Annotated in this window: 30 protein-coding genes; 17 read left to right on the top strand and 13 right to left on the bottom strand. The window is 64.3% G+C overall.

Annotated elements, in window-relative coordinates; translation table 11 throughout:
- Window positions 1-12 precede the first annotated feature (12 nt).
- The 8 genes from cobT to Q0O40_RS01475 all read left to right on the top strand — a co-directional run bounded on the left by cobT (window position 13) and on the right by Q0O40_RS01475 (window position 6,959).
- On the top strand, window positions 13-1,830 hold the full coding sequence (gene cobT / locus Q0O40_RS01510; RefSeq protein WP_295525310.1) for a cobaltochelatase subunit CobT: 1,818 nt from the start codon (window positions 13-15) through the stop codon (window positions 1,828-1,830).
- 32 nt (window positions 1,831-1,862) lie between these two features.
- On the top strand, window positions 1,863-2,546 hold the full coding sequence (locus tag Q0O40_RS01505; protein ID WP_295525307.1) for a nitroreductase: 684 nt from the start codon (window positions 1,863-1,865) through the stop codon (window positions 2,544-2,546).
- Window positions 2,547-2,604: 58 nt separating this feature from the next.
- On the top strand, window positions 2,605-3,267 hold the full coding sequence (locus tag Q0O40_RS01500; protein ID WP_295525304.1) for a nitroreductase: 663 nt from the start codon (window positions 2,605-2,607) through the stop codon (window positions 3,265-3,267).
- A gap of 76 nt (window positions 3,268-3,343) precedes the next feature.
- The gene (cysS, locus tag Q0O40_RS01495; protein WP_295525302.1) at window positions 3,344-4,876 is read left to right on the top strand and encodes a cysteine--tRNA ligase; all 1,533 of its coding nucleotides are present in this window, start codon (window positions 3,344-3,346) and stop codon (window positions 4,874-4,876) included.
- A gap of 38 nt (window positions 4,877-4,914) precedes the next feature.
- On the top strand, window positions 4,915-5,097 hold the full coding sequence (locus Q0O40_RS01490; RefSeq protein ID WP_295525299.1) for a type II toxin-antitoxin system HicA family toxin: 183 nt from the start codon (window positions 4,915-4,917) through the stop codon (window positions 5,095-5,097).
- Window positions 5,094-5,492, top strand: a complete 399-nt coding sequence (locus Q0O40_RS01485; RefSeq protein WP_295525296.1) for a type II toxin-antitoxin system HicB family antitoxin — start codon at window positions 5,094-5,096, stop codon at window positions 5,490-5,492. The genes Q0O40_RS01490 and Q0O40_RS01485 overlap by 4 nt, the downstream gene beginning before the upstream one ends.
- Window positions 5,493-5,526: 34 nt before the next feature.
- Window positions 5,527-5,991: a DUF3828 domain-containing protein gene (locus tag Q0O40_RS01480; protein ID WP_295525294.1), complete on the top strand. Its 465-nt coding sequence runs from the start codon at window positions 5,527-5,529 to the stop codon at window positions 5,989-5,991.
- Window positions 5,992-6,008: 17 nt separating this feature from the next.
- Entirely contained in the window at window positions 6,009-6,959 is a 951-nt protein-coding gene (locus Q0O40_RS01475; RefSeq protein ID WP_295525290.1) for an NAD(P)-dependent oxidoreductase, read from the top strand.
- A gap of 57 nt (window positions 6,960-7,016) precedes the next feature.
- Here Q0O40_RS01475 and Q0O40_RS01470 read toward each other — a convergent pair whose 3' ends face one another.
- Together Q0O40_RS01470 and Q0O40_RS01465 are read right to left on the bottom strand one after the other, a co-directional pair.
- Window positions 7,017-7,382: a hypothetical protein gene (locus Q0O40_RS01470; RefSeq protein ID WP_295525288.1), complete on the bottom strand. Its 366-nt coding sequence runs from the start codon at window positions 7,380-7,382 to the stop codon at window positions 7,017-7,019.
- A complete protein-coding gene (locus Q0O40_RS01465; RefSeq protein WP_295525380.1) occupies window positions 7,372-7,560 on the bottom strand; it encodes a hypothetical protein in 189 nt (62 codons plus the stop codon). Before Q0O40_RS01465 ends, Q0O40_RS01470 begins: the two co-directional genes overlap by 11 nt.
- A 98-nt stretch (window positions 7,561-7,658) precedes the next feature.
- Between Q0O40_RS01465 and Q0O40_RS01460 the strand changes: the two genes are divergently transcribed.
- Window positions 7,659-8,354, top strand: a complete 696-nt coding sequence (locus Q0O40_RS01460) for a S24 family peptidase (RefSeq protein ID WP_295525285.1) — start codon at window positions 7,659-7,661, stop codon at window positions 8,352-8,354.
- Window positions 8,355-8,400: 46 nt separating this feature from the next.
- Window positions 8,401-9,066, top strand: a complete 666-nt coding sequence (locus Q0O40_RS01455) for an MBL fold metallo-hydrolase (RefSeq protein ID WP_295525282.1) — start codon at window positions 8,401-8,403, stop codon at window positions 9,064-9,066.
- Here the strand turns inward: Q0O40_RS01455 and Q0O40_RS01450 are convergent, their stop codons facing one another.
- Window positions 9,067-9,456, bottom strand: coding sequence for an MAPEG family protein (locus Q0O40_RS01450; RefSeq protein ID WP_295525279.1), 390 nt, complete (start codon window positions 9,454-9,456; stop codon window positions 9,067-9,069).
- A 245-nt stretch (window positions 9,457-9,701) separates the two neighbouring features.
- On the opposite strand from Q0O40_RS01450, the gene rpmF reads away from it, so the two are divergent.
- From rpmF to Q0O40_RS01425, 5 genes are all read left to right on the top strand, one after another.
- Window positions 9,702-9,881 carry a 50S ribosomal protein L32 gene (gene rpmF, locus Q0O40_RS01445; protein ID WP_292930218.1) on the top strand — a complete coding sequence of 60 codons (180 nt, stop codon included), beginning with the start codon at window positions 9,702-9,704 and terminating at the stop codon, window positions 9,879-9,881.
- Window positions 9,882-9,908: 27 nt separating this feature from the next.
- The gene (gene plsX, locus Q0O40_RS01440; RefSeq protein ID WP_295525274.1) at window positions 9,909-10,973 is read left to right on the top strand and encodes a phosphate acyltransferase PlsX; all 1,065 of its coding nucleotides are present in this window, start codon (window positions 9,909-9,911) and stop codon (window positions 10,971-10,973) included.
- Window positions 10,970-11,947: a beta-ketoacyl-ACP synthase III gene (locus tag Q0O40_RS01435; RefSeq protein ID WP_295525271.1), complete on the top strand. Its 978-nt coding sequence runs from the start codon at window positions 10,970-10,972 to the stop codon at window positions 11,945-11,947. The genes plsX and Q0O40_RS01435 overlap by 4 nt, the downstream gene beginning before the upstream one ends.
- Window positions 11,948-12,085: 138 nt before the next feature.
- Window positions 12,086-12,385 (top strand): integration host factor subunit alpha, encoded by a 300-nt coding sequence (locus Q0O40_RS01430; protein WP_295525268.1) that lies wholly within the window; start codon window positions 12,086-12,088, stop codon window positions 12,383-12,385.
- A 14-nt stretch (window positions 12,386-12,399) separates the two neighbouring features.
- Complete coding sequence (locus tag Q0O40_RS01425) at window positions 12,400-12,909, top strand: MerR family transcriptional regulator (RefSeq protein WP_295525266.1); 510 nt, start codon at window positions 12,400-12,402, stop codon at window positions 12,907-12,909.
- Between the two features lie 88 nt (window positions 12,910-12,997).
- On the opposite strand, the gene Q0O40_RS01420 is transcribed toward Q0O40_RS01425, so the two are convergent.
- The 4 genes from Q0O40_RS01420 to Q0O40_RS01405 all read right to left on the bottom strand — a co-directional run bounded on the left by Q0O40_RS01420 (window position 12,998) and on the right by Q0O40_RS01405 (window position 17,080).
- A complete protein-coding gene (locus tag Q0O40_RS01420) occupies window positions 12,998-13,216 on the bottom strand; it encodes a helix-turn-helix transcriptional regulator (RefSeq protein WP_295525264.1) in 219 nt (72 codons plus the stop codon).
- Window positions 13,217-13,219: 3 nt separating this feature from the next.
- Window positions 13,220-13,621, bottom strand: a complete 402-nt coding sequence (locus tag Q0O40_RS01415; RefSeq protein WP_295525261.1) for a hypothetical protein — start codon at window positions 13,619-13,621, stop codon at window positions 13,220-13,222.
- 145 nt (window positions 13,622-13,766) lie between these two features.
- Window positions 13,767-14,312 carry a histidine phosphatase family protein gene (locus tag Q0O40_RS01410; RefSeq protein ID WP_295525378.1) on the bottom strand — a complete coding sequence of 182 codons (546 nt, stop codon included), beginning with the start codon at window positions 14,310-14,312 and terminating at the stop codon, window positions 13,767-13,769.
- Between the two features lie 2 nt (window positions 14,313-14,314).
- On the bottom strand, window positions 14,315-17,080 hold the full coding sequence (locus Q0O40_RS01405) for an ATP-dependent DNA helicase (protein WP_295525258.1): 2,766 nt from the start codon (window positions 17,078-17,080) through the stop codon (window positions 14,315-14,317).
- Window positions 17,081-17,282: 202 nt separating this feature from the next.
- Here Q0O40_RS01405 and Q0O40_RS01400 point away from each other — a divergent pair, with 202 nt between their 5' ends.
- Window positions 17,283-18,164 carry a flagellin gene (locus Q0O40_RS01400; protein WP_295525256.1) on the top strand — a complete coding sequence of 294 codons (882 nt, stop codon included), beginning with the start codon at window positions 17,283-17,285 and terminating at the stop codon, window positions 18,162-18,164.
- Window positions 18,165-18,282: 118 nt separating this feature from the next.
- Here the strand turns inward: Q0O40_RS01400 and Q0O40_RS01395 are convergent, their stop codons facing one another.
- The 3 genes from Q0O40_RS01395 to Q0O40_RS01385 all read right to left on the bottom strand — a co-directional run bounded on the left by Q0O40_RS01395 (window position 18,283) and on the right by Q0O40_RS01385 (window position 19,928).
- Window positions 18,283-18,891 carry a superoxide dismutase gene (locus tag Q0O40_RS01395; RefSeq protein WP_295525254.1) on the bottom strand — a complete coding sequence of 203 codons (609 nt, stop codon included), beginning with the start codon at window positions 18,889-18,891 and terminating at the stop codon, window positions 18,283-18,285.
- A gap of 164 nt (window positions 18,892-19,055) precedes the next feature.
- Window positions 19,056-19,235: a hypothetical protein gene (locus tag Q0O40_RS01390; RefSeq protein WP_295525251.1), complete on the bottom strand. Its 180-nt coding sequence runs from the start codon at window positions 19,233-19,235 to the stop codon at window positions 19,056-19,058.
- A 78-nt stretch (window positions 19,236-19,313) separates the two neighbouring features.
- On the bottom strand, window positions 19,314-19,928 hold the full coding sequence (locus Q0O40_RS01385) for a hypothetical protein (protein WP_295525249.1): 615 nt from the start codon (window positions 19,926-19,928) through the stop codon (window positions 19,314-19,316).
- A 296-nt stretch (window positions 19,929-20,224) separates the two neighbouring features.
- Here Q0O40_RS01385 and Q0O40_RS01380 point away from each other — a divergent pair, with 296 nt between their 5' ends.
- Entirely contained in the window at window positions 20,225-21,868 is a 1,644-nt protein-coding gene (locus Q0O40_RS01380) for a lysine--tRNA ligase (RefSeq protein ID WP_295525246.1), read from the top strand.
- Here the strand turns inward: Q0O40_RS01380 and Q0O40_RS01375 are convergent.
- The 3 genes from Q0O40_RS01375 to Q0O40_RS01365 form a co-directional block, all read right to left on the bottom strand.
- Window positions 21,814-23,712, bottom strand: coding sequence for a DUF885 family protein (locus Q0O40_RS01375; RefSeq protein ID WP_295525244.1), 1,899 nt, complete (start codon window positions 23,710-23,712; stop codon window positions 21,814-21,816). The two genes, Q0O40_RS01380 and Q0O40_RS01375, sit on opposite strands and share 55 nt — an antisense overlap.
- A gap of 23 nt (window positions 23,713-23,735) precedes the next feature.
- Window positions 23,736-24,413 (bottom strand): 2OG-Fe(II) oxygenase, encoded by a 678-nt coding sequence (locus Q0O40_RS01370; RefSeq protein WP_295525242.1) that lies wholly within the window; start codon window positions 24,411-24,413, stop codon window positions 23,736-23,738.
- Between the two features lie 120 nt (window positions 24,414-24,533).
- Window positions 24,534-24,898, bottom strand: a 365-nt coding sequence (locus tag Q0O40_RS01365; protein WP_295525240.1) for an RcnB family protein, incomplete at its 5' end; no start/stop codon positions are given.

The raw sequence follows: 24,898 nt of genomic DNA, 5'->3' as shown, positions 1-24,898 counted from the left end.
GGCGGAGCAGACTTGAGCGACACCACCCCCCTCGACCAATTCCGGACCGTTCTGGCGGGCACGGCGCGTGCAGTATCGGATGATCCTGAGGTCGAAGTGGCGTGGACCGCCGAGGCCGCGAGCCAGTCCGGCGGCAACATGCGGCTGCCGATGCCGGGGCGCACGCTTCCGGCTGCACAAGTCGCGCAGGCGCGCGGCGCGGCCGATTCGATGGCGCTGCGGCTGCGGCTGCACAACGATATCCTGCATCAGCGCGGCGCTCCGGCAGAACCTGCGGCCCGCGCTTGCTACGATGCGGTCGAACAAGTGCGCTATGAGGCGCTGGGCACCGATGGCTATGCCGGGATGCGCGGCAATATCGGCGCCGTCACCGATGCGCGCCTCGCCAGCGATCCAATCGCGCGGGCTTCGCGCAGCGAAGACGTGCCGCTCGCCTCCGCGCTGGCCATGTTGCTGCGCGAAAGCCTCACTGGCGAGCCGATCCCGCCCGGCGCACAAGAAGGCACCGACATGGTGCGCGGCTGGATTGCCGAGCGCGCGGAGGGCGATTTTGCCGCGCTGGCTGATGTGCTGAGCGATCAGAAGGCGTTTCAGCAACTCGCGCTCGATATGCTGGGCCATCTCGATCTCACCAAGACCAGCGAGAACGAGGAAAACAAGAGCGACGAGGATCAGGGCGAGGACGGCGACAACGACGACGAGGACCAGCCCGACACCTCCGAGGATTCCGCCGAGCAGCAGCCCACCGAAGTCGCGGGCGAGCCTAGCGAGAGCGAGGAGCAGGGCGAGCAGGAGCAGGACACCGAGCGCCCCGAGGAGACCGCCGACGCCGATCTGGCCGATGACGGCGAGGAGGGCATGCTGCCCACCCGGCCCAACCGGCCGTGGACCGATCTGCCCGATGGCTGGGACTACAAGCCCTACACCACCGCGCACGACGAGGTCGTTCTGGCCAGCGAACTGTGCGACGAAGAGGAACTGACCCGGCTGCGCGCCTATCTCGATGCGCAATTGAAGGGCCTGCAAGGCATCGTCACGCGCCTCGCTAACCGGCTGCAGCGCCGCCTCATGGCGCAGCAAAACCGCTCGTGGGATTTCGATCAGGAAGAAGGCATGCTCGATGCCGCGCGGCTGGCGCGGGTGATCATCTCGCCCGGGCATTCCTTGTCCTACAAGATCGAGCGCGAGGTGAAGTTCAAGGACACCGTCGTCACTTTGCTGATCGACAATTCTGGATCGATGCGCGGGCGGCCGATCTCGATCGCGGCGATCAGCGCGGATATCTTGGCGCGCACGCTCGAGCGCTGCGGGGTCAAGACCGAGATCCTGGGCTTCACCACCCGCGCGTGGAAGGGCGGACAATCGCGCGAGGCATGGCTGGCAGGCGGCAAGCCGCCGCATCCCGGCCGTCTCAACGACTTGCGCCATATTGTTTACAAGAAAGCGGACGAGCCATGGCGGCGCGCGCGCAAAAACCTCGGGCTGATGATGCGCGAGGGGCTGCTCAAGGAAAACATCGACGGCGAGGCGCTGATCTGGGCGCATAGCCGCCTACTCGCGCGACAGGAAGATCGCCGCATCCTGATGGTGATATCGGACGGCGCGCCGGTCGACGATTCGACGCTGTCGGTCAACAACGCGGGCTATCTTGAGCAGCACTTGCGCCAGGTGATCGGGTGGATCGAAAAGCAATCGCCGGTGCAACTGGTGGCCATCGGCATCGGCCACGATGTCACGCGCTATTATCGCCGCGCTGTCACGATCATGGATGTCGAGCAACTGGGCGGCACGATGGTCGAACAACTCGCCGGTCTGTTCGAGGACGATTGACGGCAAGACTTTAATCGGACAGTTAAACAGCCATGATCGCCCCGATGTCCGTTTCCGAAGCCGTCGCCTCGCGCCGCTCGATCCGCCGCTTCTTGCCCGATCCGGTCGAGCGCGCGGTCCTGGAGCGGGTGCTTGCCAAGGCGCAGCGCGCGCCTTCGGGCGGCGATACCCAGCCGTGGAACGCGGTGATCGTGACCGGCGCAGAGCTGTCGCGGATCAGCACCGCGATTGTGGAACTGACCAAAACCGCGCCGCTCGGGGCCGGGGTCGAATACGCGATCTATCCCGCCGAAATGGAAGGTCGTTATGCGGCGCAGCGCATGGCGGTGGGGCAGGCGATGTTCACCGCGGCCGGCATCGCACGCGGCGACCGCGAGGCGCGGTTTTCCCAGATGCGCCAGAACTGGGAAAGCTTCGGCGCGCCGGTCCAGCTGTTTACCTATACGCCAAGCTACATGGGCAAGCCGCAATGGTCGGATATCGGCATGTGGCTGCAAACGGTGATGCTGCTGCTGCGCGAAGAGGGGCTCGACAGCTGCGCGCAGGAAATCTGGGCGATGTATGGCGAGGCGATGAAAGGCCTGCTCGGCATTCCCGAGGGCCACATCTTCTTTTGCGGGATGGCGATCGGGCGGCGCGATCCTGATGCCGCGATCAATACCTTCCCGGTGCCGCGCGTCCCGTTCGAGGATGTCGTGCGGTTCGAGGGCTTCTGACTTTGGTGACTGCAGAACAGTCTGTAGCTGCCCTCAATCTCAATCTGGAGTGATAGACATGAATGTTTCCGAAGCTGTAATGACGCGCCGCTCGATCCGCGCCTTCAAGGATACCCCGGTGCCGCTCGAAACCTTGCGGCGGGTGATGGATACCGCGCGCTGGACGCCGTCGGGCTGCAATTTCCAGCCATGGGAGGCCACGATCCTCGCCGGCGCGCCGCTGCGCGCGCTGCAAGACAAGATGCTCGTCACCCCGCCGCAGGACCCGCGCGAATATAGCTGGGATGATCCCGAAGTGATCCCGCAGTGCCTCGCCCGGCTGCACGGTGTGGGCGCAGCGATGTACACCGCGATGGGAATTGGCCGCGGCGATGCCGAAGCGCGCGATGATTTCATGCGCAGCAATTTCGAATCGTTCGGCGCTCCGGCGGTGCTGTTTTGCTATTTTGATCGCCGCATGGGGCCGCCGCAGTGGTCGGATGTCGGCATGTGGCTGCAAACCATCATGCTGCTGCTGCGCGGTGAGGGCCTTGATAGCTGCCCGCAAGAAGCGCTGTCGCTCCACGCCAAGCTTATCAAGGAGTTCCTCGGCGTTTCGGACGAAAGCCACATCTTCTTCTGCGGCATCGCCATCGGGTATCGCGATCCGGACGTGCCGGTGAACAACTTCGACCGCGAGCGCGAGCCTATCGACGGCAACGTGCGCTTCGACGGGTTCTGAGCACCGCGGCGCGGCGGGTCCACCGCCGCGCCGCGCACTTGACCTTGGCCCGCGCTGGCTGGCAGAGCATGGGCCCATGGAGCCTCAACCCGCGCCGCCGACCCTGTTCAACAGCCTCACCCGCAAGGCCGAGCCGTTCGTGCCGGTGCATGCGGGGGAGGCCCGGGTCTATACCTGCGGGCCCACGGTCTATAATTACCCCCACATCGGCAACATGCGCGCCTATGTCTTTGCCGATGTGCTGGGCCGCACGCTGTCGTTCAAGGGCTACAATCTCAGCCACGTTATCAACATCACCGACGTCGGCCACCTGACCGACGATGCCGATGCGGGCGAAGACAAGCTGGAAAAAGCCGCCAAAGCCTCCGCCCAATCGATCTGGGACATCGCGCAGCATTATACCGAGGCCTACTGGGCAGATATCACCGCGCTCAATATCCGCCAGCCCGCGCACTGGTCGATCGCCACCGATTACGTGCCGCAGATGATCGAATTTGCGCAAAGCATCGCCGCGAAACACTGCTATGAACTGCCCTCGGGCCTCTATTTCGACGTGGCGAGCGTGGCCGATTATGGCCGCCTTGCCCGCGCCGCGACGGACGAAGGGGAGGGCCGCATCGAAGCGGTCGACGGCAAGCGCCAGGCCGCCGATTTCGCGATCTGGCGCAAGACGCCCGAAGGCGAGCGCCGCCAGATGGAGTGGGACAGCCCGTGGGGCCGCGGCGCGCCGGGCTGGCATCTCGAATGCTCGGTAATGTCGGGCGCGCTGCTCGGCTTTCCGTTCGACATTCACACCGGCGGCATCGACCACCGCGAGATCCACCACCCCAACGAGATCGCCCAGAATCAGGCAATCTGCTGCACCGGCGGGCTCGACGTGGCATCACATTCCGGCGCCAACATCTGGATGCACAACAATTTTCTGGTCGAACGCTCGGGCAAGATGTCGAAGTCCTCGGGCGAATTCCTGCGCCTGCAGTTGCTCATCGACAAAGGTTACCACCCGCTCGCCTACCGCCTGCTCTGCCTGCAAGCGCATTACCGCAGCGAACTGGAATTCAGCTGGGAAGGGCTGGGCGCGGCGCTCACGCGATTGAAGCGGATGGTGCTGGGCATCGAAGCTCTTAAGCACCGTCATGCTGAACTTGTTTCAGCATCCATTTCTCCCCCCGCCTCGTTGTCGCCGGACGAGGGATGGACCCTGAAACAAGTTCAGGGTGACGATGAATTGATGAAGGCGCAGGGGGGCAACCTGCAGGCGTTCGACGAGGCCATCTCGAATGATCTTGCGACCCCTGAAGCGCTGACGGACATAGATCTGGTCCTCGCGGCCAAGAAGCAAGCGCCTGCCGTCCGGTTGCGAGCCATCGCCGCGATGGACGCGGTCCTCGGCCTCAATCTGCTCACGCTCACCCGTGCCGACTTGCGCCTCCGCCCCAAATCCGCAACCTTCGCCGAAGCCGAAATCGAAGCCATCCTCGCGCAGCGCAAGGAAGCCCGAGCCGCCAAGGACTTCGCCCGCTCCGACGCGCTGCGCGATGAGCTTGCCGCGAAGGGCGTCGAGGTAATGGACGGCGACCCGCTCGGCTGGGAATGGAGGCTCGCATGATCTTGCGCCGCCTTCTGAAAATGTGTATATAATTGCGCATGGCGCGTGATAGCCGGAAGATTGTCCAACGGCTGCTCGCGGATGGTTTTGTGCTTGTGGCAATCAAGGGATCGCATCACAAGTTTCGTAAAGGGGGCCTGGTGGTGATCGTACCGCACCCCAAGAAGGACTTGCCCACGGGCACCGCGCGCAGCATCGCAAGAATGGCAGGCTGGCAATGAACTACTACTACGCCGTGGTCCACAAGGACGCAGATAGCGCCTTTGGGGTCCATTTTCCCGACCTTCCGGGCTGTTTTTCGGCGGCGGACGAAGCGGAGGCACTTGTGCCCAATGCTTGTGAAGCGCTGGAGCTGTGGTTCGAGGATGCGGCCGAGGTCGCCCCGCCGCGCAGCCTTGAGGCCATTCGCGCGGCAGCAGCGGATGATCTTGCAGCTGGGGCGTTCATCTTGGCGGTGCCGCATATCCGCCGTACCGGGCGACAGGTGCGCGCCAATATCTCGATGGATCGCGGCATGCTCGACGCTATCGACAAAGCCGCCGCCGAACGGCATCTTACCCGCAGCGCTTTCCTTGCTGATGCGGCGCGCAACGAAATAGAGCAGCGGCGCGCCTGATCCGCGACCCGCTCGGCTGGGATTGGAGGCTCACATGTTCTTGGCAACACTGGCTCTGGCCGCCGCGAAGCTCTCTACGCCCGAGGCCGCCGTCGCGGCGATCTATGCGCCGTACCGCAGCGCGCAGATGGAGCTTTCCGCGTGGGAGCGGCCGATCTACACTGCTTCGCTGCGCACGCTGATCGCGCGGTGGCGCGCGGTTACACCGACAGATGAACTCGACGATCTCTCGGATTTTGACTGGCTGTGCCAATGTCAGGATTGGGATGCGTCCTCCTTGCGGCCACGCGTGATCCGCGCCGTGCCGCTTGGCGCGGGGCGGCGCGAAGTGACCGTGACGCTGTCCAGCCGCCGCCCGCCGCTGCGCTTCGTGCTCAGCCAGGTTGGCAGCCAGTGGCTGATCGATGACATGATCGCCCCCAGCTTCGCCAAAGGCCTGCGCGCGGCGCTGGTAAAGACGATTGCGGCCGACATCGCGCTGCGCAAATCCCGTCCATAGCAAGGAAAATCAGGGCAATGACCGTCCCCAAGACTGTGCTCGTCATGAATGCGCTCGCCCGCCCGGTGATCGAGCCGCATCTGCCCGATTGGATCGACGCCCGCTATTTCCGTCACCGGCAGGAATTGCTGGAAATGGCGCCCGAGGCCGAGATTGGCTGGTTCGATCTGGAAGACAAGGACGACATGGTCCGCGCGATCGAGCGGGCGGAAAAGCTCAAGTGGCTCACCTCGATCTATGCCGGGATCGATGGCTTTCCGCTCGATCTGATGGCGCAGCGCGGGGTGGTTTTCACCAATGGCGCGGGGATCAGCGCGATTACCATCGCCGAATATGTCGTCATGGGCATGCTCACCATGGCCAAGGGCTACCGCGAGGTGGTGCATGCCCAAAGCCGCCATGAGTGGTTGACCGATTCGCCGGGCAAAATCGAGCTGGCCGGCAGCAAGGCGCTGATCGTGGGCTATGGCGCGATCGGCGGGCTGGTCGATCGCATGTTGCAAGGCTTCGCCGTCGAAGTCACCAAAGTGCGCCGTTCTGCGGGCGAAGGCGTGCTCCAGCCGCATGAGTGGCGCGCGCAGCTGGGCAAGTTTGACTGGGTGATCCTCGCGGTGCCCGCCACGGCGGAAACCGAAGCGATGATCGGCGCGGCCGAGCTTGCCGCGATGAAGCCCACCGCTGCGCTCATCAATATCGCGCGCGGGAGCGTGATCGATCAGGATGCGCTGGTTGCGGCGCTCGCCGAAAAGCGCATCGGCGGCGCGTTCCTCGATGTCACCACGCCCGAGCCGCTGCCGCCGGAGCATCCGCTCTGGTCGCTTCCGGGGGCGCATGTCACGATGCACCTCTCGGGCCGCGCGCAGGACAAGATGTTTCCCCGTTCGGCCGAGCGTTTCCTCGCCAATATGGCCCGCTATGGACGCGGCGAGCCGCTGGAATGGCAAGTGGACTACGCGCTCGGGTACTGAAGCATCCTGCCCAAAATCTGCAACCCCGCACCTGGATCGATCCGCCGCGCGCCCCACTCAATCATCGAGCAGCAGCAGGTCCACTTCAAGCTCCATCCATGGCTCGGGCAGCAGGATCTGGTGCGCGATGCTCGCCGCCGCGTCTGCGACCAGCACGCCGGGGATGGTAAACTCGTGCTCGGGCAATTGCCGGCGGAAATGCTCGGCATCGTCGCAGGCTTCCCACCCGGCAAAGCGCAGCACCATGGTGTGGCGCGATCCGGCGAATGTCACGCTGGCCCAGGGCGTCTCGGTATGGCTGATCATCTCCGCGCTGGCTCCGGCGAGCGCGCGCACCGCGCGCAGCAGCCGTTCGGCCGGGCTGATGCGCACGCGCGGGGCAGGGGCCGATTTGCGTTCGAACAGAGTGCGATCAAGCCACATGGGTGTTGCTCCGATAGTCGTTCATGAAATGTTCCACTCGTGATACTGTCGCGGGACGCGGTGCGCGGCCATTGCGCAGATCGCCAACAAAGCGGGGATCATGCGCGGCCAGCCGGCCGAATTTGGTCACCGGCATGCCGGTCAGGTCAAGGAACTGGTCGATTTTCAGGATCAGCATCACACTTTCTTCCCAGATGAGTCGCAAAAGCATTTTTCTTTTGTTGACGGAAAAATCCTACACGTCTAGAGAATATTCTTCCGATATGGAGGTAGGTGATGGATTCCCGAATCGAGACAGTTGATCCGGTGCGCGAGCGCCTCGTCGCGCTGGCGGCCTCGCGCCGGATCAGCCTTGCGGCGCTGTCCGGCTTGCTGGATCGCAACGCCAGCTATCTGCAGCAGTTCGTGCGCAAGGGTTCGCCGCGCAAGCTGGAGGAGAACGACCGGCGCACGCTCGCCGAATTCTTCGGCGTGGACGAGGCCGAACTGGGCGGAGCGCCGCGCGAAAGCGTGCTTACTCCCGGCATGCGCGCGGCTGCCGCGCCGCCGGGTGCCAAGCCCGCGCCCGCCGAATGGGCCGATATTCCCCGCCTGCCGCTGGGCGCTTCGGCCGGCCCGGGCGCGCTCGCCGATGCCGAGCGGCCCAGCGGCGCCTTGCGCTTTTCGCACCGCTGGCTGCGGCGGCTGGGGCTCGATCCTGCCACGCTCAGCGTTGTCGAGGTCGAGGGCGATTCGATGGAGCCGACCTTGCGCGATGGCGACGAGATCATCGTCGATCGCAGCCTCACCGCGATGCGCGCCGGCATCCACGTCATCCGGCTCGACGATGTCCTGCTGGTCAAGCGGATCGAGGCGGGCCCGGCCGGCCTCTTGCGCGTGATCAGCGACAACCCCGCCTATCCGCGTAGCGAGCGGCCCGAACGCGACACCACCATCGTCGGCCGCGTGGTGTGGAAGGGCGGGCGGCTTTAGTCCAACAACTCTTGCCTTCCGCGCCCACCATCGCCAAGTTCGCGCCATGACCGAAACCCAGCAACCGCCCTTCAAAGTGGCGATCATCCCCGTCACCCAGCTCCAGCAGAATTGCACGCTGGTGTGGTGCACCAAGACCATGCGCGGCGCGTTCATCGATGCGGGCGGCGATCTAGACAAGCTGAAGCTCGCCATCGCGCGCTCTGGCGTCACCATCGAAAAGCTGCTGGTGACGCACGGCCACATCGATCATTGCGGCAGCACCGGGGTGCTGGCGCGCGAACTGGGCGTGCCGATCGAGGGCCCGCACGAGGCGGATCGCTACTGGATCAACAAGCTGGCCGACGATGGCAAGCGCTGGGGCATTCACGGCGAGATTTTCGAGCCGGACCGCTGGCTGCAAGATGGCGACACTGTCACGCTGGGCGATCTCGTGCTCGATGTGATCCACTGCCCGGGCCACACTCCCGGCCACGTGGTATTCGTCCACCAGCCGTCACGCTTTGCGATTGTCGGCGATGTCATCTTTCAAGGCTCGATCGGCCGCACCGATTTTCCGCTGGGCAATCATCAGGATTTGATCGATTCGATCACGCAAAAGCTCTGGCCGCTGGGCAACGACATCACCTTCGTGCCCGGCCACGGCCCCACCAGCACCTTTGGCCAAGAGCGCAAGACCAACGGTTATGTGAGTGACTACGTGCTCGGCTGATCAGTAGCCCAGCGCGATCTTGACCGCCCAGATCGCCAGCGCCAGCTGAACCAGCAGCGTCGAAAGCGTGCCGATCATCCGCCCCGCCGCCAGCGCGCCGCCATCCATGCCAAGTCCGTGCAGCACGCGGCCCACGGTGAAGATCGCGGCGATGGCCATCAGCACCGTGTCGCCCGGGCGGGCCAGCTCGATCGCGGCGATCAGCAAGAGCACCAAGGGCGCGTTTTCGATGAAATTGGCCTGCGCGCGCATCCGCCGCACCAGCGGTTCGCTGCCGCCATCGCCGATGGATATCTTGAGGGTGGTGCGAAGTTGGCCGATGCGCAGGCCCAGCCAGATATTCAGAATGGCCGCAGCGGCACCGGCGCAGAGTGTGGTGGTCAGGATCATCGTATCGGCCTTGTTTTCCTCGGCGCGGCCCCGATGTGGTCGCCGCTCGCCCCTCGAATTTCGTTGGTAGCCTTCCCAAGCTTGCAAAGCACCCAAAATTACGTATACGCGCGCTTCGCCTGCGACGGGCGATTCCAGTTTGCTATGTAGTCCCACCGCGCGCGCGCACAGGGGTTGTGTGCGGTGCTGGTTTTGCCTATCGCCATCAAAACATAACGACCCTTAGATCAGGAACAGGTGCCGCAATGGCCGTCCCCAAACGAAAGACCTCGCCGTCACGCCGTGGCATGCGCCGCAGCCACGATGCGCTGAAGGTCGATGCTTTCCACGAATGCAGCAATTGCGGCGAACTGAAGCGTCCGCATATGCTCTGCGGTGCCTGTGGCCACTATAATGGCCGTGAGATCATCGCTGTCGGCCTTTGACGTCCGACTAAGGGAGAAGCGCCGACTATGACATTGCCGCGTATCGCCGTTGACGCGATGGGCGGCGATGAAGGCGTGCGTGTCATGGTCGAAGGTGCCGCGCTTGCGCGCACGCGCCATGATCAGTTCAAAATCCTGCTGGTCGGCGATGAAGAGCGGATAAAGCAGGCGCTTTCCCGCCATCCCAATCTGCGCGCAGCATCCGAAATCCTTCATGCGCCCGATGTCGTCAGCGGCGATGAAAAGCCGACACAGGCGCTGCGCCGCGCAAAAACGACCTCCATGGGCCTCGCCATCGACGCGGTGAAGCGCGGCGAGGCGGGCGCGGCGGTTAGCGCGGGCAACACCGGCGCCTTGATGGCGATGGCCAAAGTGGCGCTGCGCATGGTGCCCGGAATCGATCGCCCGGCGCTGGCCGCCTTGATGCCGACCTTGGGCAAGCACGATCTGATCATGCTCGATCTCGGCGCGAATGCCGAATGCGATGCGCGCAATCTGGTGCAGTTTGCGATCATGGGCGCGGCTTATGCGCGGATTGTCAACGGGCTCGAAAATCCGCGCGTGCGCCTGCTCAATATCGGGTCGGAGGAAACCAAGGGCACCGGCGAACTGCGCGAAGCCGCCGCGCTGCTGAAAGAAGCGGCGCTGCGGCTGGAATTCAGCTTTGACGGCTTCATCGAAGCGGACAAGCTGTCACGCGGGGATTTTGACGTGGCCGTGACCGACGGGTTTTCCGGCAATATCGCCTTGAAAGCGATGGAGGGCGCAGCGCGGTTCGTCGCCGATCTGCTCAAGCGCAGCTTTGCCAGCTCGCTGCGCTCCAAATTCGGCTTTCTGATCTCCCGGCCCGCGACCGAGCTGCTCAAGCATCACCTCGATCCCAACAATCATAATGGCGCGGTGTTTCTGGGGCTCAATGGCATTGTCGTGAAAAGCCACGGCGGGGCCACGGCACTGGGCGTGGCGCATGCGGTCGATGTCACTGCCCGCCTGCTGGCCGAAAACCTGACCGAGCGTATCGCTGCCGATCTTCAGCGTTCGGCCAATGTCGCCTTGCGCAGAAGCCCGCAAACTGCGGAACCGGCCGCATGATCGTGCGTTCGCTGGTCCGGGGCAGCGGTTCGGCGCTCCCCGTTCGCGCCGTTTCCAACGACGAGCTTGCGGCGCTGGTCGATACCACCGACGCCTGGATCACCGAGCGGACTGGCATCCGCAATCGCTATCTGGCGGGGGAGGGCGAAACCACCGCCAGCCTTGCGATTCTGGCCGCCCAGCGCGCGCTGGAAGCGGCTGGGATGGAGGGCGCATCGATCGATCTGATCGTGCTGGCCACCACCACCCCGGATCAGACTTTTCCGGCCACGGCCACGATCGTCCAGAATGCCATCGGCTGCCGCGGCGGGATCGCGTTCGATGTCGCGGCGGTCTGTTCGGGCTTTCTCTATGCGCTGGCGACGGCGGACGCGATGCTGCGCACTGGCGGTGCGCGCCGCGCGCTGGTCATCGGCGCCGAGACGATGAGCCGTCTGCTCGATTGGGAGGATCGCGGCACTTGCGTGCTGTTCGGCGATGGCGCGGGCGCGGTAGTGCTCGAAGCGGGCGAAGTCGATGAGACCGATCCCGCCTCGCCGGGAATCATCGCCTCGCGGCTTCATGCCGATGGCGCTTACAACCAGTTGCTCTATGTCGATGGCGGGCCTTCGACGACCGGAACGGTCGGCAAGCTCAGGATGAAAGGGCGCGAGGTCTTTCGCCATGCGGTGGTCAATCTCGCTGCGGTTCTTGAAGAAGTGCTGCATGCTGCGGGAATTTCGCCCGGCGATATCGATTGGGTAGTGCCGCATCAGGCCAATCTGCGCATCCTTGAGGCGACCGCGCGCAAGCTTGGCCTTGCGCCTGAAAAGCTGGTCGTCACGGTGGACCGCCATGCCAATACCAGCGCCGCCTCGGTGCCGCTGGCCTTCGATGTCGCGGTGCGCGACGGCCGGATCAAGCCGGGCGATCTGGTAGTGTTTGAGGCGATGGGCGGCGGCTTCACCTGGGGTGCCAGCTTGGTGCGCTTGTAAATCCTGCAATCGATTTCGGTGATTTGTATTTTTTCCTTACATATCAATCGTTATAGGTCCGGTCACTATCTTGCCAACGGTTAAAAACGGTTTAACAAGCTCCCTCTCGCATTCGTCGTCGTGGGGAGAAGTTTGGAAATGCGTACGGTTGGGGCTCTTACGCGAGCCGATCTGGCAGACAGCATCAATCGCAGAGTCGGCCTGAGCCGGGCAGACTCGCTTGATCTGGTCGAAGGTATTCTTGAACATATGAGCAATGCCATGGCGCAGGGGCAAAACGTCAAGATTTCCGGCTTTGGCACCTTCATTCTGCGCGACAAGTCCGAGCGACTGGGCCGCAATCCGAAAACCGGCGTCGAAGTGCCCATCACCCCGCGCCGGGTCATGACCTTCCGGGCGAGCCAGATGCTCAAGGAACGGATCGCCGAAGTCGAATGATCACGCGCTAGAATATGGAAAATCCGGTTCCTTCCAGCAGCAATCGATCGGTTTTCGATGATGGCAAGGAGACTGGCGCGCTGCGCACGATTGGCGAGGTCGCCAAAGCGCTCGGCATCAAGCACCATGTCCTGCGCTATTGGGAGGAGCAGTTTCCGATGCTCCGCCCGCTCACCCGTGCCGGCGGGCGGCGATACTACCGAACCGAAGATATCGCCCTGATCTGCGAGATTGATCGCCTGCTGCACTGCGAGGGTTACACTATCCGCGGCGCGCGGCTCGCGATTGAGGCGGGGGGCGAGGGAGCGGGCCAGGGAGCGGGCACGGCTAAGACGAAGGCCGCGGTCTACGAAGACGCGCAGGCCCCGTTCAACGCTCCAGTGCTGGCTGCGCCTGCGGCCTCCGATCCGCCTGAACGAGCTGCCGCCGAGCCCGAAGTGCAGGAGATCATCACCGCGCTGCGCGTGCTGCGTGGCCATCTCGAAGGCATTCACGACCGGCTCAACGCCGCGCTTGACGAATAAGCGCGGCGCTGGCCCAAGCTGCGTCCATTCTGGAACACGCATCCTGAGCGAATTCGCATGCGACACCGACCTAAAGGAAGATCGGTCTCTAATCGCCTTCCCAACCAAAAACGTCTTCAAGTCCGACATTGAATACCCGTGCAATGCGGAAGCTGGTTTCGAGGCTAGGTGAATAACGAGCTTGCTCGATTGCGATGATCGTATGGCGGGTAACGCCGACCGCTTCTCCCAAGGCTGCCTGGCTCATCGGGCCATGCGCCTCGCGAAGTTCGCGGACCCGGTTCGTGATTGGGGGTGGCTTTCCCATGGATCAAACTTTGGAGCGAAGCAGGAAAATCTGCATGCCATATTCAATGATCTGACCGACAACCAGCGATGTCAGGGCGATGTGAAACAGCGCCATCCCGTCTTGCGAGGCCATAAACCAGCCAAGGCCCGCGACGACGCCGGTTGGCAAGACATAAGATGAGAAATGGGCTGCCTTGTCGATCACCAGCCGCTCGCGTTCGTCTGCGGGGGTGGACGTTTCGCGAGGAGACATGAGCGCCAGAACAATTTGCGCTGCGATCGACAGAACGACGGTGAAAAGCACCAAGGGAATAGCCGCAGCGGATGGGGGGACGCCATCCCCGATCACCAGCTTGAGGTAAAATCCGCCGACCAGAATGAGCATGCAGCTCATCACCCATGCTGAGCGTTCACGAAATGTCATCAATCCCCCCTATGTAAAATATCTTCTACATAGATGGCATCGATCCAGCCAATGTCAAATATTTTCAACATGTGCAGTGTGAACGTCTTTGCTGGGGAGGCCGTCAAAATGGGCCGCAAGCGGCTAGCGCACTGCCAACTTGCGCTTAATCGTTCAGGTCCGGCCCCAGTTCGGGATCGAGGTCGCGCGGGCGGGTCAGGTGGGTCAGCCGGGCGCAGCGCTCGGCGAGCTGGTCCCAACGCTCGATGGCCAGCTCCATCACCGCAAATGTCGCGGTGGGAAACTTGATCTCGACTTCGGCGCGCAGCGGATTGGCGCTATCCTGCGGCACCAGATCGAATATCAGGTCTTCCAGCCCGGGATTGTGTCCGACCATCAGCACGCTGGCCGGATCGCCGCCCACTTCGCGCAGCAGATCGATCAGCGTTGCCGAGCTCGCCAGATAGATCCGCCGGTCCCACTCGACTGGAAAGCTGCGGCCCCACGCCTTGCTCGCCTGTTCGATCGTTTCGGCCACGCGCACGGCGGGCGAGGCGATCACCCGGTCGAAGTGCCAGCCGCCGGCCATGATGTGTTGCCCCATCGCCAGCGCGCCGCGAAGCCCGCGCGCATTGAGCGGCCGGTCGAAATCGCGCGCGCGCGCATCGGACCAGTCCGATTTGGCATGGCGAAACAGGGCGAGGGTCTTCACGGTCAAGGCCCTTCTTTCTCGGCGCGCGATTCATGGGGCAGCGCAGTCTCGCGCGCAGAAACACCGCCCGACACGCGTTGTAAAGCCGCATCGAGCGTTAAGCGATGAACCGGTGTTCCCGCCGGAAACGCGCTGAGCAGGCGCGAGGGGAAAGCCGACGACAGCACCACGAAATGCCCGCGGTCGGTACGCGTGCGGATCAGGCGGCCAAAGGCCTGCGCCAGCCGCGCCCGGATGATATGGTCATCGTGGGCTTGGCCGCCCCCTCTTGCCGAGGCGGCCAGCCGCCGCGCGCGGTGCAGGATCGAAGGCTTGGGCCAGGGCACTTGCTCCATCACCACCAGCCGCAGCGAATGGCCCGGCACATCGACCCCGTCGCGCAGCGCGTCGGTGCCCAGCAACGAAGCGCGCGGATCGTCGCGGAAAATGTCGACCAGCGTGCCCGTGTCGATGGGGTCGACATGTTGGGCAAACAGCGCCAGCCCGCCGCGCGCCAGCCGGTCGGCGATCCGCCCATTCACCGCGCGCAGCCGCCGGATCGCGGTAAACAGACCCAGCGCGCCGCCGCCCGCCGCCTCGATCAGTTGCGCATAAGCCGCCGCCAGCGCCGGGATATCGCCCTTGGGCACGTCGGTCACGATCAGCACTTCGGCCTGGCTCGCATAATCGAACGGGCTGTCGGCGGCAAACAGCTGCGGCGTGACGTCGAGATAGCCCGCGCCGCTGCGCGCAATCGCGCTGTCCCAGTCATGCCCGTCGCGCAAGGTGGCGCTGGTCATCATCACCCCGTGCGCAGGCGCGAGCACGGCGGCGGCAAACGGCTTCATCGGATCGAGATAGCGCCGGTGCAGCCCGACATCCCATTCGCGCCCATCCGAGCGGTCGAGCGCCAGCCAGTCGACAAAGTCGGGGTCGCCCGGCCCGCCGAGCCGCGCCAGCAGCGCGATCCATCCGGCCAGCAGATCGGCGCGCCAGCCAATCGCGCCGCGCGCGCCTTCGATCCGCGCGCGCGCCGGTCCGTCGAGCCAGTCCGGCCCGTCGGCCATCAACGCTTCGAGCCGTAGCCCCAGCCGCACCAGCGGCTGACGCAGCGCCTCCAGCGCTTCCTGCGCATGCCCCGCAATTTCGATGTAAGCGCCGCCCAGTTCGGCGGCTTCGGTCTCCAGCCCATAGCCTGCGTCCTGCCCGCCGCTCTCGTCGCGCGCCAGCACCAGCGTGCGCGTGGCGGCAAGCAGCGTCTCGATCGGGCCATAAGGGGCGCCTTCGCTCATCCGCGCCAGCCAGCCATCGCCGGGCAGAGCCTCTGCCGCATTGCGCGCCTGCCCGATCGCGCGCGCGCCTTCCTCGTCGTAGCTTGCTACATCGGCCAGCCTTGCGGCCAGCCCGCGCCGCCGCCCGCGCGATTTGCTCTCCGGCCCGATCACCCAGCGGCGCAGCTCGATCGTTTCCGCCCCGGTGAGCGCGGCGGCAAACATCGCATCTGCCGCTTCGAACACATGGTGCCCTTCGTCGAACACGATGCGCGTCGGCCGCTGCGCCGCATCGCTGCCCCGGATCCCACTGGCGCGCGCGGCATTGACCATCACCAGCGCATGGTTGGCGATGACCAGCTCGGCCTGCGCCGATGCCCGCGCCGCGCGCTCGATGAAGCATTTGCGGTAATGCGGGCACCCGGCATAAACGCATTCGCCGCGCTGGTCGGTCAGCGCTGCGATCCCCCGGCGGCGAAACAGCGTGCCGAGCCAGCCGGGCAGATCGCCGCCGATCATGTCGCCATCCTGGCTATAGGCGGCCCAGCGCGCCACCAGTTGCGCCATGATCGCCGCCCGCCCGGTAAATCCGCCCTGCAGCGCATCTTCCAGATTGAGCAGGCAGAGGTAATTCTCGCGGCCCTTGCGCACCACCACCGGCGGCTTGCCGTCACGAACTTCCGGAAACGCACGGCGGCTCTCGCGGCGCAGCTGGCGCTGCAAGGCCTTGGTGAAGGTCGAAACCCACACCGTCCCGCCGCTGCGCTGCGCCCACAGGGATGCGGCGGCGAGATAGCCCAGCGTCTTGCCGGTGCCCGTTCCCGCCTGCGCCAGCAGGATATGCGGCTGGTGCACCGCGCGGCGCGGGGCAAACATTGCGCCCGCCGCGCGGGCATAGTCTTGCTGCCCGGCGCGCGTTTCCGCGCCGCTGCCGGTCAGCTCGGCCAGCCGCCCGGCAATCTCGCCATCCTCGAGCACAATCTGCGCGGGCTGCGGCCGCTCGGGCGCATCCTCCCATTCCGGCAGCCGGGCAAACAGCCAGCGCTCGGCGCGCTCGGGCCTGCGGATGCGCTGTGCCAGCAAATCGGTCCAGCCCCAGTGCAGCCGCGCCAGCGATTGCAGCGCGCTCCACGCTCCCTCCCGCGCGCCCCACAGCGGGTCGTCGCACGTCGCGAGCAGCGCCGCGGCGGCGGTTTGCAACAGGGCCGGCACCGCATCGTCGCTGGCCGGTTCGGGCAGATCGAGCGCATGCGCCAGCCCTTTGGGTGTGGGCACCATGAAGCGGGCGGGGTGGATGAAGGCAAACAGCTCCAGCAGATCGAGCCCCGCCAGATCAGGATAGCCCAGCCGGCTCGCCACCAGCGGCGCGTTGAGCATCAGCAGCGGCGCATCTGCCGCTGCGGTGATCGCCTCGCCCTTGCCGATGGGGCGCGTGCTCCCGGCCATTCTGCCCTGCGCATCGCGCATCCAGCATCCGCCGTGGCTGGCGTGCAATGCGGGAAGGGCGGCGGCCGACATGGCTTGACCCTGAAGGCAAAAGCCGCACGGAGCAAGCGCCCGCCGGGCCGCGCCGCTGCTTTTCCCATAGGCATTCATCCGCATGCCGATGAAACCTGTCTTAACCATCTGCACGGTTAAACCACTTGCGGGCCAGCCGTCCTACTCCTCGGGATTTCAACCGGGTTTGCGCTTCGGCGGCCCGCTAGTGGAGAATGGGATCATGGCAGTAATCAACACCAATATCAGCGCGATCAAGGCGACAAACGCCTCCAACACTGCCGCCAAGATGTCCGGCATCGCGATGGAGCGCCTCTCTACCGGCAAGCGCATCAACGGTGCGAAGGACGATGCCGCAGGGCTCGCCATCACCACCACGATGACCGCGCAGATCAAGGGCATGGGCCAGGGTATCCGCAATGCCAACGACGGTATCAGCTTCGCGCAGACCGCCGACGGTGCGCTCAACGAAGTGACCGCGATGCTCCAGCGTGTGCGCGAACTGGCCGTCCAAGCGAAGTCGGAAACCTATCAGCAGTCCGACCGCGACGCGATGCAATCGGAAGTGTCAAACATCACCGGCCAGATCAGCGACGTGCTGTCAAAGGCCAAGTTCAACGGCAGCATGCTGTTCACCGTGACGCCCGCAGCGCCTGCCGCCGCAGGCGCAGACGATACGCTGTTCTCGATCCAGACCGGCTCGGAAACGACCGACACTGTCGATCTCGTCAGCAAGGCGATGGACGGCTCGAAGATGTTCGGTACCGGCAACGTGGTCTATGATCCCGCCGCCGCCACACAGGCGCTCGATGTCTCGACCTCAGCGCTGGCCAGCACCACGATCGACAACGTCGATGACTCGCTTGTTGCCGTCAACGCCGCGCGCGCCTCGTTCGGTGCCGGCCAGAACCGCCTTGAATCGGCGGTCAACAACCTCAACGACAACGTCACCAACTTGTCCGATGCGCGCAGCCGCATCCTCGATACCGATTATTCGGCCGAAACGACAATGATGGCCAAAGCGCAGATCCTGAGCCAGGCCTCCACCGCGATGATCGCGCAGGCCAATCAGGCGCAGCAGAATGTCCTGTCCCTTCTGAAGTAATTCTCCCCGCGCCGGGCATGGTGTCCCAAACACCCGGCGAAGCCGCCTCCTGAATTGAAGCGCTCCTCCACGAGGATGCGGTGTCGCCGAAAGGCGTCACCGCATTTTCGCGTCCCGCTCAGGCAACCAGCGCCATGTCCAGATTGCGTGCGGCGAAGTTCCAGTTGATCAGCTTGTCGAGAAACGCCTTAACATAGGCGGGCCGCCGGTTTTCGTAATCGACGTAATAGGCGTGTTCCCACACATCGAGCGTCGCGAGCGGCACGCGGTGCGAACCCACCGGGGTTTCGGCGTTGCTCGTCTTGATGATGGCCAGCTTGCCCGCCTCGCTTACCAGCCAGATCCAGCCCGAACCGAAAGCGCCGACTGCCACTTTGGTGAAAGCTTCCTTGAAGGCGGCCAGGCTGCCAAAATCCTTGTCGATGGCGGCGGCAAGCGAGCCTCCCGGCCTATCGGCCCCGTCCGCACTCAGCGAGTTCCAAAAGAAGGCATGGTTCCAAGCTTGCGCTGCGTTGTTGTAGATGTCCTTTCTGGCAAGGTCATCTTCGCTGGCATGGATGATCTCCTCCAGCGGCAACGCGGCCAGCGGCCCGTTCTCAACCAGAGCATTGAGCTTGGCGACATAGTTGGCGTGATGCTTGTCGTGATGCAGCATCAGCGCGTGCGCCGACAGATGCGGCTCAAGCGCATCATCGGCAAAGGGCAGGGGGGGGAGTTCGATTGACATGACATTGTCCTTGTCTTCTTGCGCGCAGACCGCTCAAATTAGGGACTATGCGCGTATTGACCGGTGCACGGCCAAAGCAAAGCATATACCTGCGCAAGTAGCGCTGACAGTCAGCAGTTTTGCTTAACGCGGCGCTCGGTCTCGGGTGGACTCAGCGGGTGGACTCAGCGGGCGACGGCCGGGATAATCCAGACCGCAGACATGGCGAGGACCGCCAGCAGCAGGCTGAATGCCAGCACATAACGGACGATATGCGGCGTGCTTCCAGCGCGCACGTCTTCGGTGCTGATGTGCGGGGCTTTGCGCGGACCTTTGGGCGGTTTGCCGGGTAAAAATCTGGCCATAGGAAATGCTCTCCAATGGTCCTTTAACCCATGGGAGCTTGCCTTGTTCCGCCCTTCCATCAGGGGGCCCGCAAGCGATCAGGCCGCCGCGCCGCGCCCGCCCGCCAGCCGCGCACGTTGTTCGAGGAGCAATCCCTCCAGCCGCGAGACATCGGGAACCCCGGCGATCAGGAACGTCTCGGTGATCCGGTCGCCGTCGCTGTCGACCGAGCTGCCGGTCTGGATGGCAAGGCTGCCATAGCCGTCGCTGCCCGCCTTTACCTTGAACGGCCCCATCTGATCGAGCATGACACTGGCGCTCTCGCGGCTCTTGCCTGCTGTCACGCTCAGCACGCGCCGGTCGGTCAACGCGAAGATCGTGCGCTTGGCCTTGGCGATCGCCTTGAACGGGGTCGCCAGCATGTAAAATCCGATCACGATGAACGGCAGGCCGAACAGCGGAAACACGATGCCGAAGGACCATGTGATCGCGGCCGGCGTCTTGGTGCCGCCGCCCCACAGCATCATCAGCGCCATGCTCTCCCAGAACAGCGCAAACACCGTCCATGGAATCGCAAACAACCATAGCCCGAACGCGGCATAGAGCTTGTGCGGATTGGGCTGGCCGCGCCACAGGATGCGCTCGCCGGTCATCATCTCGCGGCGCAGAATGGCATCCAGTTCAGGATCGATCATCACCGGCGGTCTGTCCATCGCGGCCTCCTGCGCTTCGCGGCTCTCTGCTCAGGCAAAGCGGCACGGCGCTCGCAGTTCTTAGCACCGAGCCGTTACCGAATTCCTGCGCGGTTTTCCTACAGCGCCAGAACATGCTAAGTCCCGCCCATGTTCAGCCCGGAAACCCAGTATTTGCAGTGTTCTGGCTTCGCCTGGGGGGCTCTGTGCGTGGTTTCTCAGGCCCCCGGAGTTTGTGCTCTGGACTGTGTCAACTATGTCAACTTAGAAAGCTTTTCCTTGCGCAAGATGAACGCAGCCGTGAAAGAGCAGGGGCTATGACCACCGCAGATTCGCTCGTCCACGAAGCGCCCGGGCAAGACCTCATCGCCGCCGCGCAGAGCTCCAAGGCCTGGCCTTTCGAAGAAGCGCGCAAGATCGCCAAGCGCTTTCCCGGCGGCAAGCGCGACGGCGCTGGCAACCTCGTGCCCGTCGTGTTCGAAACCGGCTATGGCCCCTCGGGTCTGCCGCATATCGGCACCTTTCAAGAGGTTTTGCGCACCACGTTCGTGCGCCGCGCCTATGAAGCGCTGACAGGGGGCCATCCCACCCGGTTGGTCGCCTTTTCGGATGACATGGACGGGCTGCGCAAAGTGCCCGACAACGTGCCCAACCAGGGGCTGCTCGCGGCGCATATCGGCCATCCGCTCAGTCGCATTCCCGATCCCTTCGATCGCTTCGAAAGTTTCGCGCATCACAACAACGCAATGCTGCGCGATTTTCTGGATCGGTTCGGCTTCGATTATGAATTCATCTCGGCGAGCGATCACTACAACGCGGGCGGCTTCGATGCGGCGCTGATCAATGTGCTGATGCATTTCGAGGCGATCATGGGCATCATGCTGCCCACCCTGCGCGAGGAACGCCGCAAGACTTATTCGCCCGTCCTGCCGATCTCGCCGACCAATCATCAGGTGCTGCAAGTGCCGGTCGAGGTGGTCGATGCTGCCGCCGGGATCATCCGCTTCACCGACATGACCGGCGAAGTGATCGAGCAATCGGTGCTTGGCGGGCGGTCGAAGCTGCAATGGAAAGTCGATTGGGCGATGCGCTGGACCGCGCTCGGCGTCGACTACGAGATGTGCGGCAAGGATTTGACCGACAGCGTCACGCAATCGGGCAAGATCGCCGCTGTGCTTGGCGGACGGCGGCCGGAAGGGCTGATCTACGAGCTGTTCAACGACGAGAACGGCGAGAAGATCTCCAAGTCCAAGGGCAATGGCCTCACCATCGAACAATGGCTCGCCTATGGCAGCGAGGAAAGCCTCGGCTTCTACCTTTTCCGCGAGCCCAAGAGTGCCAAGTCGCTGCATGTCGGGATCATCCCGCGCGCGGTCGATGAATATTGGCAGTTCCGCGAAAAGCTGGCCGAGCAGCCGCTCGATCAGCAATTGGGCAACCCTGTCTGGCATCTGCTGCGCACCAATGGCTATGCGGGCGGCGCGGGCGATGCCTTGCCGGTCACGTTCGGCTTGCTGCTCAACCTTGTCGGCGTGCTCGGCGCCAAGGCCACCCGCGCGCAAGTCTGGTCGTATCTGGGCAATTATATCGCCGATGCCGATCCGGCGGCGCACCCTGCGCTCGATACGCTGGTCACTTGCGCGCTGGACTATAACCGCGATTTCGTCGCCCCCACGCTGCAGCGCCGCGCGCCGCTTCCCAACGAGGCCGCCGCGCTGGCCGCGCTCGATGCCGCGCTGACCAGTGCCGATGAGGCCGCATCTGCAGAAGACATCCAGACCATGGTCTACGCCATCGGCAAAGACCCGCAGTACGAATTTGAGTCGCTGCGCGATTGGTTCAAGGCGCTTTACGAAACGCTGCTCGGCTCTTCGCAAGGCCCGCGCATGGGCAGCTTCATCGCGCTTTATGGGGTGGCAAGCACCCGCGCCCTGATTGCCGAGGCGCTGGCGGGGGCCTGAGCGGGGGCCAGCGCGGACGCCTGAGCGGCAAGCCAGCGGTCGATCTTGCCCTCCAGCACGGGCATCGGCAAAGCCCCGCTGCTCAGCACCGCGTCGTGGAAGGCGCGGATATCGAACCGCTTGCCCAGCTGCTGCTCGGCCTTGGCGCGCAGCCGCTGGATGGTCATTGCGCCGATCTTGTAGGCCAGCGCCTGGCCGGGATTGGCGATGTAGCGTTCCACTTCGGCGATGGCGTCGCTCCGGCCCATCCCCGAATTGGCCAGCATATAGGCAATCGCCCGTTCGCGGCTCCACCCCTGCGCGTGGATCCCGGTGTCGACCACCAGCCGCATCGCGCGCAGCATCTCATCGTCCAAAGTACCCCAGTGCTGCAACGGGTCCTTGTAGAGCCCCATTTCATAGCCCAGCGTCTCGGCATAGAGCGCCCAGCCTTCGTCGAACGCGGTGTTGCCGCTAAACCGCTGGAAGTCGGGCAGCTTTGCGTTTTCCTGCGCCAGACTGATCTGGAAATGGTGGCCCGGCACCCCTTCGTGCAGATAAAGCGTGGTGATGCCGCTCAGAAAGCGGCTCTTGAAATCGTAAGTATTGAAGTAAAAAATCCCCGGCTGGCGGCCATCTGCCGAGCCTTGGCCATAGCTTCCGCCGGCATCGAAGCGCGCGCGGAACGAGGCGTAGGGCACGATCTTGAGCGGGGTGCGCGGGAGATGCAGAAAATAGTCGGGCGCCAGCAGCGAGACTTGTTTGCCAACGCTGCGAAAGCCGCGCTCAAGCTCGGCCGCGCTGGCGGGATGAAAACGCGGATCGGTGCGGATGGCATCAAAGAAGGCGGGCAGGGGCCCTGCAAATCCAAGCTCGCGCTTGACCGCTTCCATCGCGCGCTGGATCCGCGCCACTTCGGACAGGCCAAGCTGGTGCACGGCATCGGGATCGAGGTTGATCGTGGTATGGCGGGCGATCAGCGCGCGATAAAGGCGCGGGCCGCCGGGTAAATCCACCAACCCGGCGGTTTCGCGCGCAGCGGGCAAGTATTCCTCCGCCAGAAAGCGGCGCAAGGCGCGGTAGGCGGGATAGACTTTCGTGCGGGTCGCCGCGCTGAAATCGAGCGCGAGCCGCTGCTGTTCGGCGCGGCCAAACCGGCGCGGAACTTGCCCTGCAGGGCTGGTAAAGGGCGAGCGGCCCACCGGCTCGGCCAGCACCGCGTCGATTTGGGCGATCATGTTGCGCACTGTCACACGCGGCTCGAGCACGCCTGCGGCCATCCCTTCGCGAAACCGCGCAATCGCATCGGCAAACACGCCGGGCAGCGCCCGAAGTAGCGCCAACCGCAATTGAAAGTCTGCCCGCGTTTCGAGCGGCATGGCCGAATCGGCGGCGACTTGCCCCGGAAACTCGACCGGAAATCCGCCGAAGTGGTTGAACGGCATGACCGCCTCCATCGCCTCGATGGCCGGCGACAAGTCGGCCGCAGTGCTTTCCTGCCCGGCGCGAAACACATCGTAGGAAATGCGCTGCGCCTCGCTCAGCGCGCCGCGGTCGATCGCCGCAAGCCGCTGCAACGCGGCGGCGTTGAGCGCGCGCCGCCGTTGCGCCAACTCGCGCTTGAACATGAGCCGGAAATGCGCCGGATCAACCCGGTCGCCGCGTTCGAGCGCGCCGATCGGATCGAGCGCGCGCTCGGCGCGGATGGTCTCGAAAAACAGTTGCGCCAATTGCCGCCCGGCATCGCTCGGCGCTGCCGGCATACTGGCCGGACTATCGAGCGCGGCGCGCGGCGGTCCCGGCTGTTGCCCTGCGCCGGCGCTGCCCGCCCCGCCGATCATCAAGGCGGCCAGCAGAACCCGCACGGGTTTCAGAGCGGACGAGCAATTCAAGCCCATGGCCGCACCCGATACCACTTGGTCACGACATACTTCGTGCCCTTGATCACAGGCATCCCGGCGTGGAGGCTGAGCGGATTGGGGGTGCCGTTCGGGCTCATGTTGTCCCAGACCAGCAGCGCGCCGACCTGCGGCGCGACCGACAGGCCAAGCTTGGGAAAGTCGGTGCTGCCGCCTTCTTCGACGTCGTTCAGATACGCCATCGCGGTCCAGCTGCGCTGGCCGCCGCGGGCCTGCTCGCCCGGCCAATAGGCGGCGCTCTGGTCGAAATGATCGAAGTGCGCGCGAAATTGCTGGCCGGGCGTATAGCGCTGCCCTTGCAAGGTTTCGCCGCAGGCTGGATCGATGCCCAGAAGATCGTCGATCCGTCGCTGTAGCATGCGGATGAAGGGCGCCGATGGATCGACATCGCCGCTGAAGCTGGTGCGCCCGCCGTCGCTGTTGCCATGATACGTGGGCGAGGGCACCGCCACCGCATCGACCATCTCGATCAGGCGCGCGCATTCGCTGGCGGAGAGAAAACCGCCCACGCCATAGATCGACAATCCTTCGACCGGGAGGCGATAAGCCGCCGGATCGAGATCAAGCCGCGCGCAGACCGCCTTGCCCATGCTCTTCAGCGCCAGGCTGTCTGGATCGGCATGCATTGTGCGGCGTTTGAGAACCATGATCAGGCGGTGTCATGGCGCACTGCGGCAAATGCTGCAAGGTCTCGGTCCCGCCCAACGCGAACAGCTCCCCGCGCCCCTGCCGGCGCAGGGGCGCGGGGACCATTCGCTCAGGCAGGGTCACCAGTCGAAGTTGGTAATCACATCGACCACTTCGCCGGTAAAGGTGTCGACCAAGATCGCATCGTTGAAGTAGCGCACCCAGCGATAGGGGCCATAGGCATCAGGCAGGTGATAGTCCCACGGATTGTTGATCCAGTACCGCTGATCATAAAACGCCGATCCGAGGAAAATCCCGATGCTCAGCCGGCTGTAGGAATAGCCGCGAAACGGCGCGTTGTAGAAGCCGCCGCGAAAGAAATTGCGGTGGCTGTTGCGCCAGCCATACCAGTCATAGCGGCGATCCCGCCGCCAGCCGTTGTCCCAGGCGCGGAAGCCGCCGTTGCCCGCAAAGCCATAGCGATTGCCGTTCCATCCGCGATTGC

Source organism: Novosphingobium sp. Chol11 (assembly GCF_945870625.1).
GTDB lineage: Bacteria > Pseudomonadota > Alphaproteobacteria > Sphingomonadales > Sphingomonadaceae > Novosphingobium.
This window is presented reverse-complemented; position numbering and strand designations above follow the sequence as displayed.

What these genes read in the sequence shown, in the direction of transcription:
- Q0O40_RS01505 (WP_295525307.1), top strand. Translation starts at nt 1,863, where the DNA reads ATGATCGCCCCGATGTCCGTTTCCGAAGCCGTCGCCTCGCGCCGCTCG.
- Q0O40_RS01500 (WP_295525304.1), top strand. Translation starts at nt 2,605, where the DNA reads ATGAATGTTTCCGAAGCTGTAATGACGCGCCGCTCGATCCGCGCCTTC.
- cysS (WP_295525302.1), top strand. Translation starts at nt 3,344, where the DNA reads ATGGAGCCTCAACCCGCGCCGCCGACCCTGTTCAACAGCCTCACCCGC.
- Q0O40_RS01490 (WP_295525299.1), top strand. Translation starts at nt 4,915, where the DNA reads ATGGCGCGTGATAGCCGGAAGATTGTCCAACGGCTGCTCGCGGATGGT.
- Q0O40_RS01485 (WP_295525296.1), top strand. Translation starts at nt 5,094, where the DNA reads ATGAACTACTACTACGCCGTGGTCCACAAGGACGCAGATAGCGCCTTT.
- Q0O40_RS01480 (WP_295525294.1), top strand. Translation starts at nt 5,527, where the DNA reads ATGTTCTTGGCAACACTGGCTCTGGCCGCCGCGAAGCTCTCTACGCCC.
- Q0O40_RS01475 (WP_295525290.1), top strand. Translation starts at nt 6,009, where the DNA reads ATGACCGTCCCCAAGACTGTGCTCGTCATGAATGCGCTCGCCCGCCCG.
- Q0O40_RS01470 (WP_295525288.1), bottom strand. Translation starts at nt 7,382, where the DNA reads ATGTGGCTTGATCGCACTCTGTTCGAACGCAAATCGGCCCCTGCCCCG.
- Q0O40_RS01465 (WP_295525380.1), bottom strand. Translation starts at nt 7,560, where the DNA reads ATGCTGATCCTGAAAATCGACCAGTTCCTTGACCTGACCGGCATGCCG.
- Q0O40_RS01460 (WP_295525285.1), top strand. Translation starts at nt 7,659, where the DNA reads ATGGATTCCCGAATCGAGACAGTTGATCCGGTGCGCGAGCGCCTCGTC.
- Q0O40_RS01455 (WP_295525282.1), top strand. Translation starts at nt 8,401, where the DNA reads ATGACCGAAACCCAGCAACCGCCCTTCAAAGTGGCGATCATCCCCGTC.
- Q0O40_RS01450 (WP_295525279.1), bottom strand. Translation starts at nt 9,456, where the DNA reads ATGATCCTGACCACCACACTCTGCGCCGGTGCCGCTGCGGCCATTCTG.
- rpmF (WP_292930218.1), top strand. Translation starts at nt 9,702, where the DNA reads ATGGCCGTCCCCAAACGAAAGACCTCGCCGTCACGCCGTGGCATGCGC.
- plsX (WP_295525274.1), top strand. Translation starts at nt 9,909, where the DNA reads ATGACATTGCCGCGTATCGCCGTTGACGCGATGGGCGGCGATGAAGGC.
- Q0O40_RS01435 (WP_295525271.1), top strand. Translation starts at nt 10,970, where the DNA reads ATGATCGTGCGTTCGCTGGTCCGGGGCAGCGGTTCGGCGCTCCCCGTT.
- Q0O40_RS01430 (WP_295525268.1), top strand. Translation starts at nt 12,086, where the DNA reads ATGCGTACGGTTGGGGCTCTTACGCGAGCCGATCTGGCAGACAGCATC.
- Q0O40_RS01425 (WP_295525266.1), top strand. Translation starts at nt 12,400, where the DNA reads ATGGAAAATCCGGTTCCTTCCAGCAGCAATCGATCGGTTTTCGATGAT.
- Q0O40_RS01420 (WP_295525264.1), bottom strand. Translation starts at nt 13,216, where the DNA reads ATGGGAAAGCCACCCCCAATCACGAACCGGGTCCGCGAACTTCGCGAG.
- Q0O40_RS01415 (WP_295525261.1), bottom strand. Translation starts at nt 13,621, where the DNA reads ATGACATTTCGTGAACGCTCAGCATGGGTGATGAGCTGCATGCTCATT.
- Q0O40_RS01405 (WP_295525258.1), bottom strand. Translation starts at nt 17,080, where the DNA reads ATGTCGGCCGCCGCCCTTCCCGCATTGCACGCCAGCCACGGCGGATGC.
- Q0O40_RS01400 (WP_295525256.1), top strand. Translation starts at nt 17,283, where the DNA reads ATGGCAGTAATCAACACCAATATCAGCGCGATCAAGGCGACAAACGCC.
- Q0O40_RS01395 (WP_295525254.1), bottom strand. Translation starts at nt 18,891, where the DNA reads ATGTCAATCGAACTCCCCCCCCTGCCCTTTGCCGATGATGCGCTTGAG.
- Q0O40_RS01390 (WP_295525251.1), bottom strand. Translation starts at nt 19,235, where the DNA reads ATGGCCAGATTTTTACCCGGCAAACCGCCCAAAGGTCCGCGCAAAGCC.
- Q0O40_RS01385 (WP_295525249.1), bottom strand. Translation starts at nt 19,928, where the DNA reads ATGGACAGACCGCCGGTGATGATCGATCCTGAACTGGATGCCATTCTG.
- Q0O40_RS01380 (WP_295525246.1), top strand. Translation starts at nt 20,225, where the DNA reads ATGACCACCGCAGATTCGCTCGTCCACGAAGCGCCCGGGCAAGACCTC.
- Q0O40_RS01370 (WP_295525242.1), bottom strand. Translation starts at nt 24,413, where the DNA reads ATGGTTCTCAAACGCCGCACAATGCATGCCGATCCAGACAGCCTGGCG.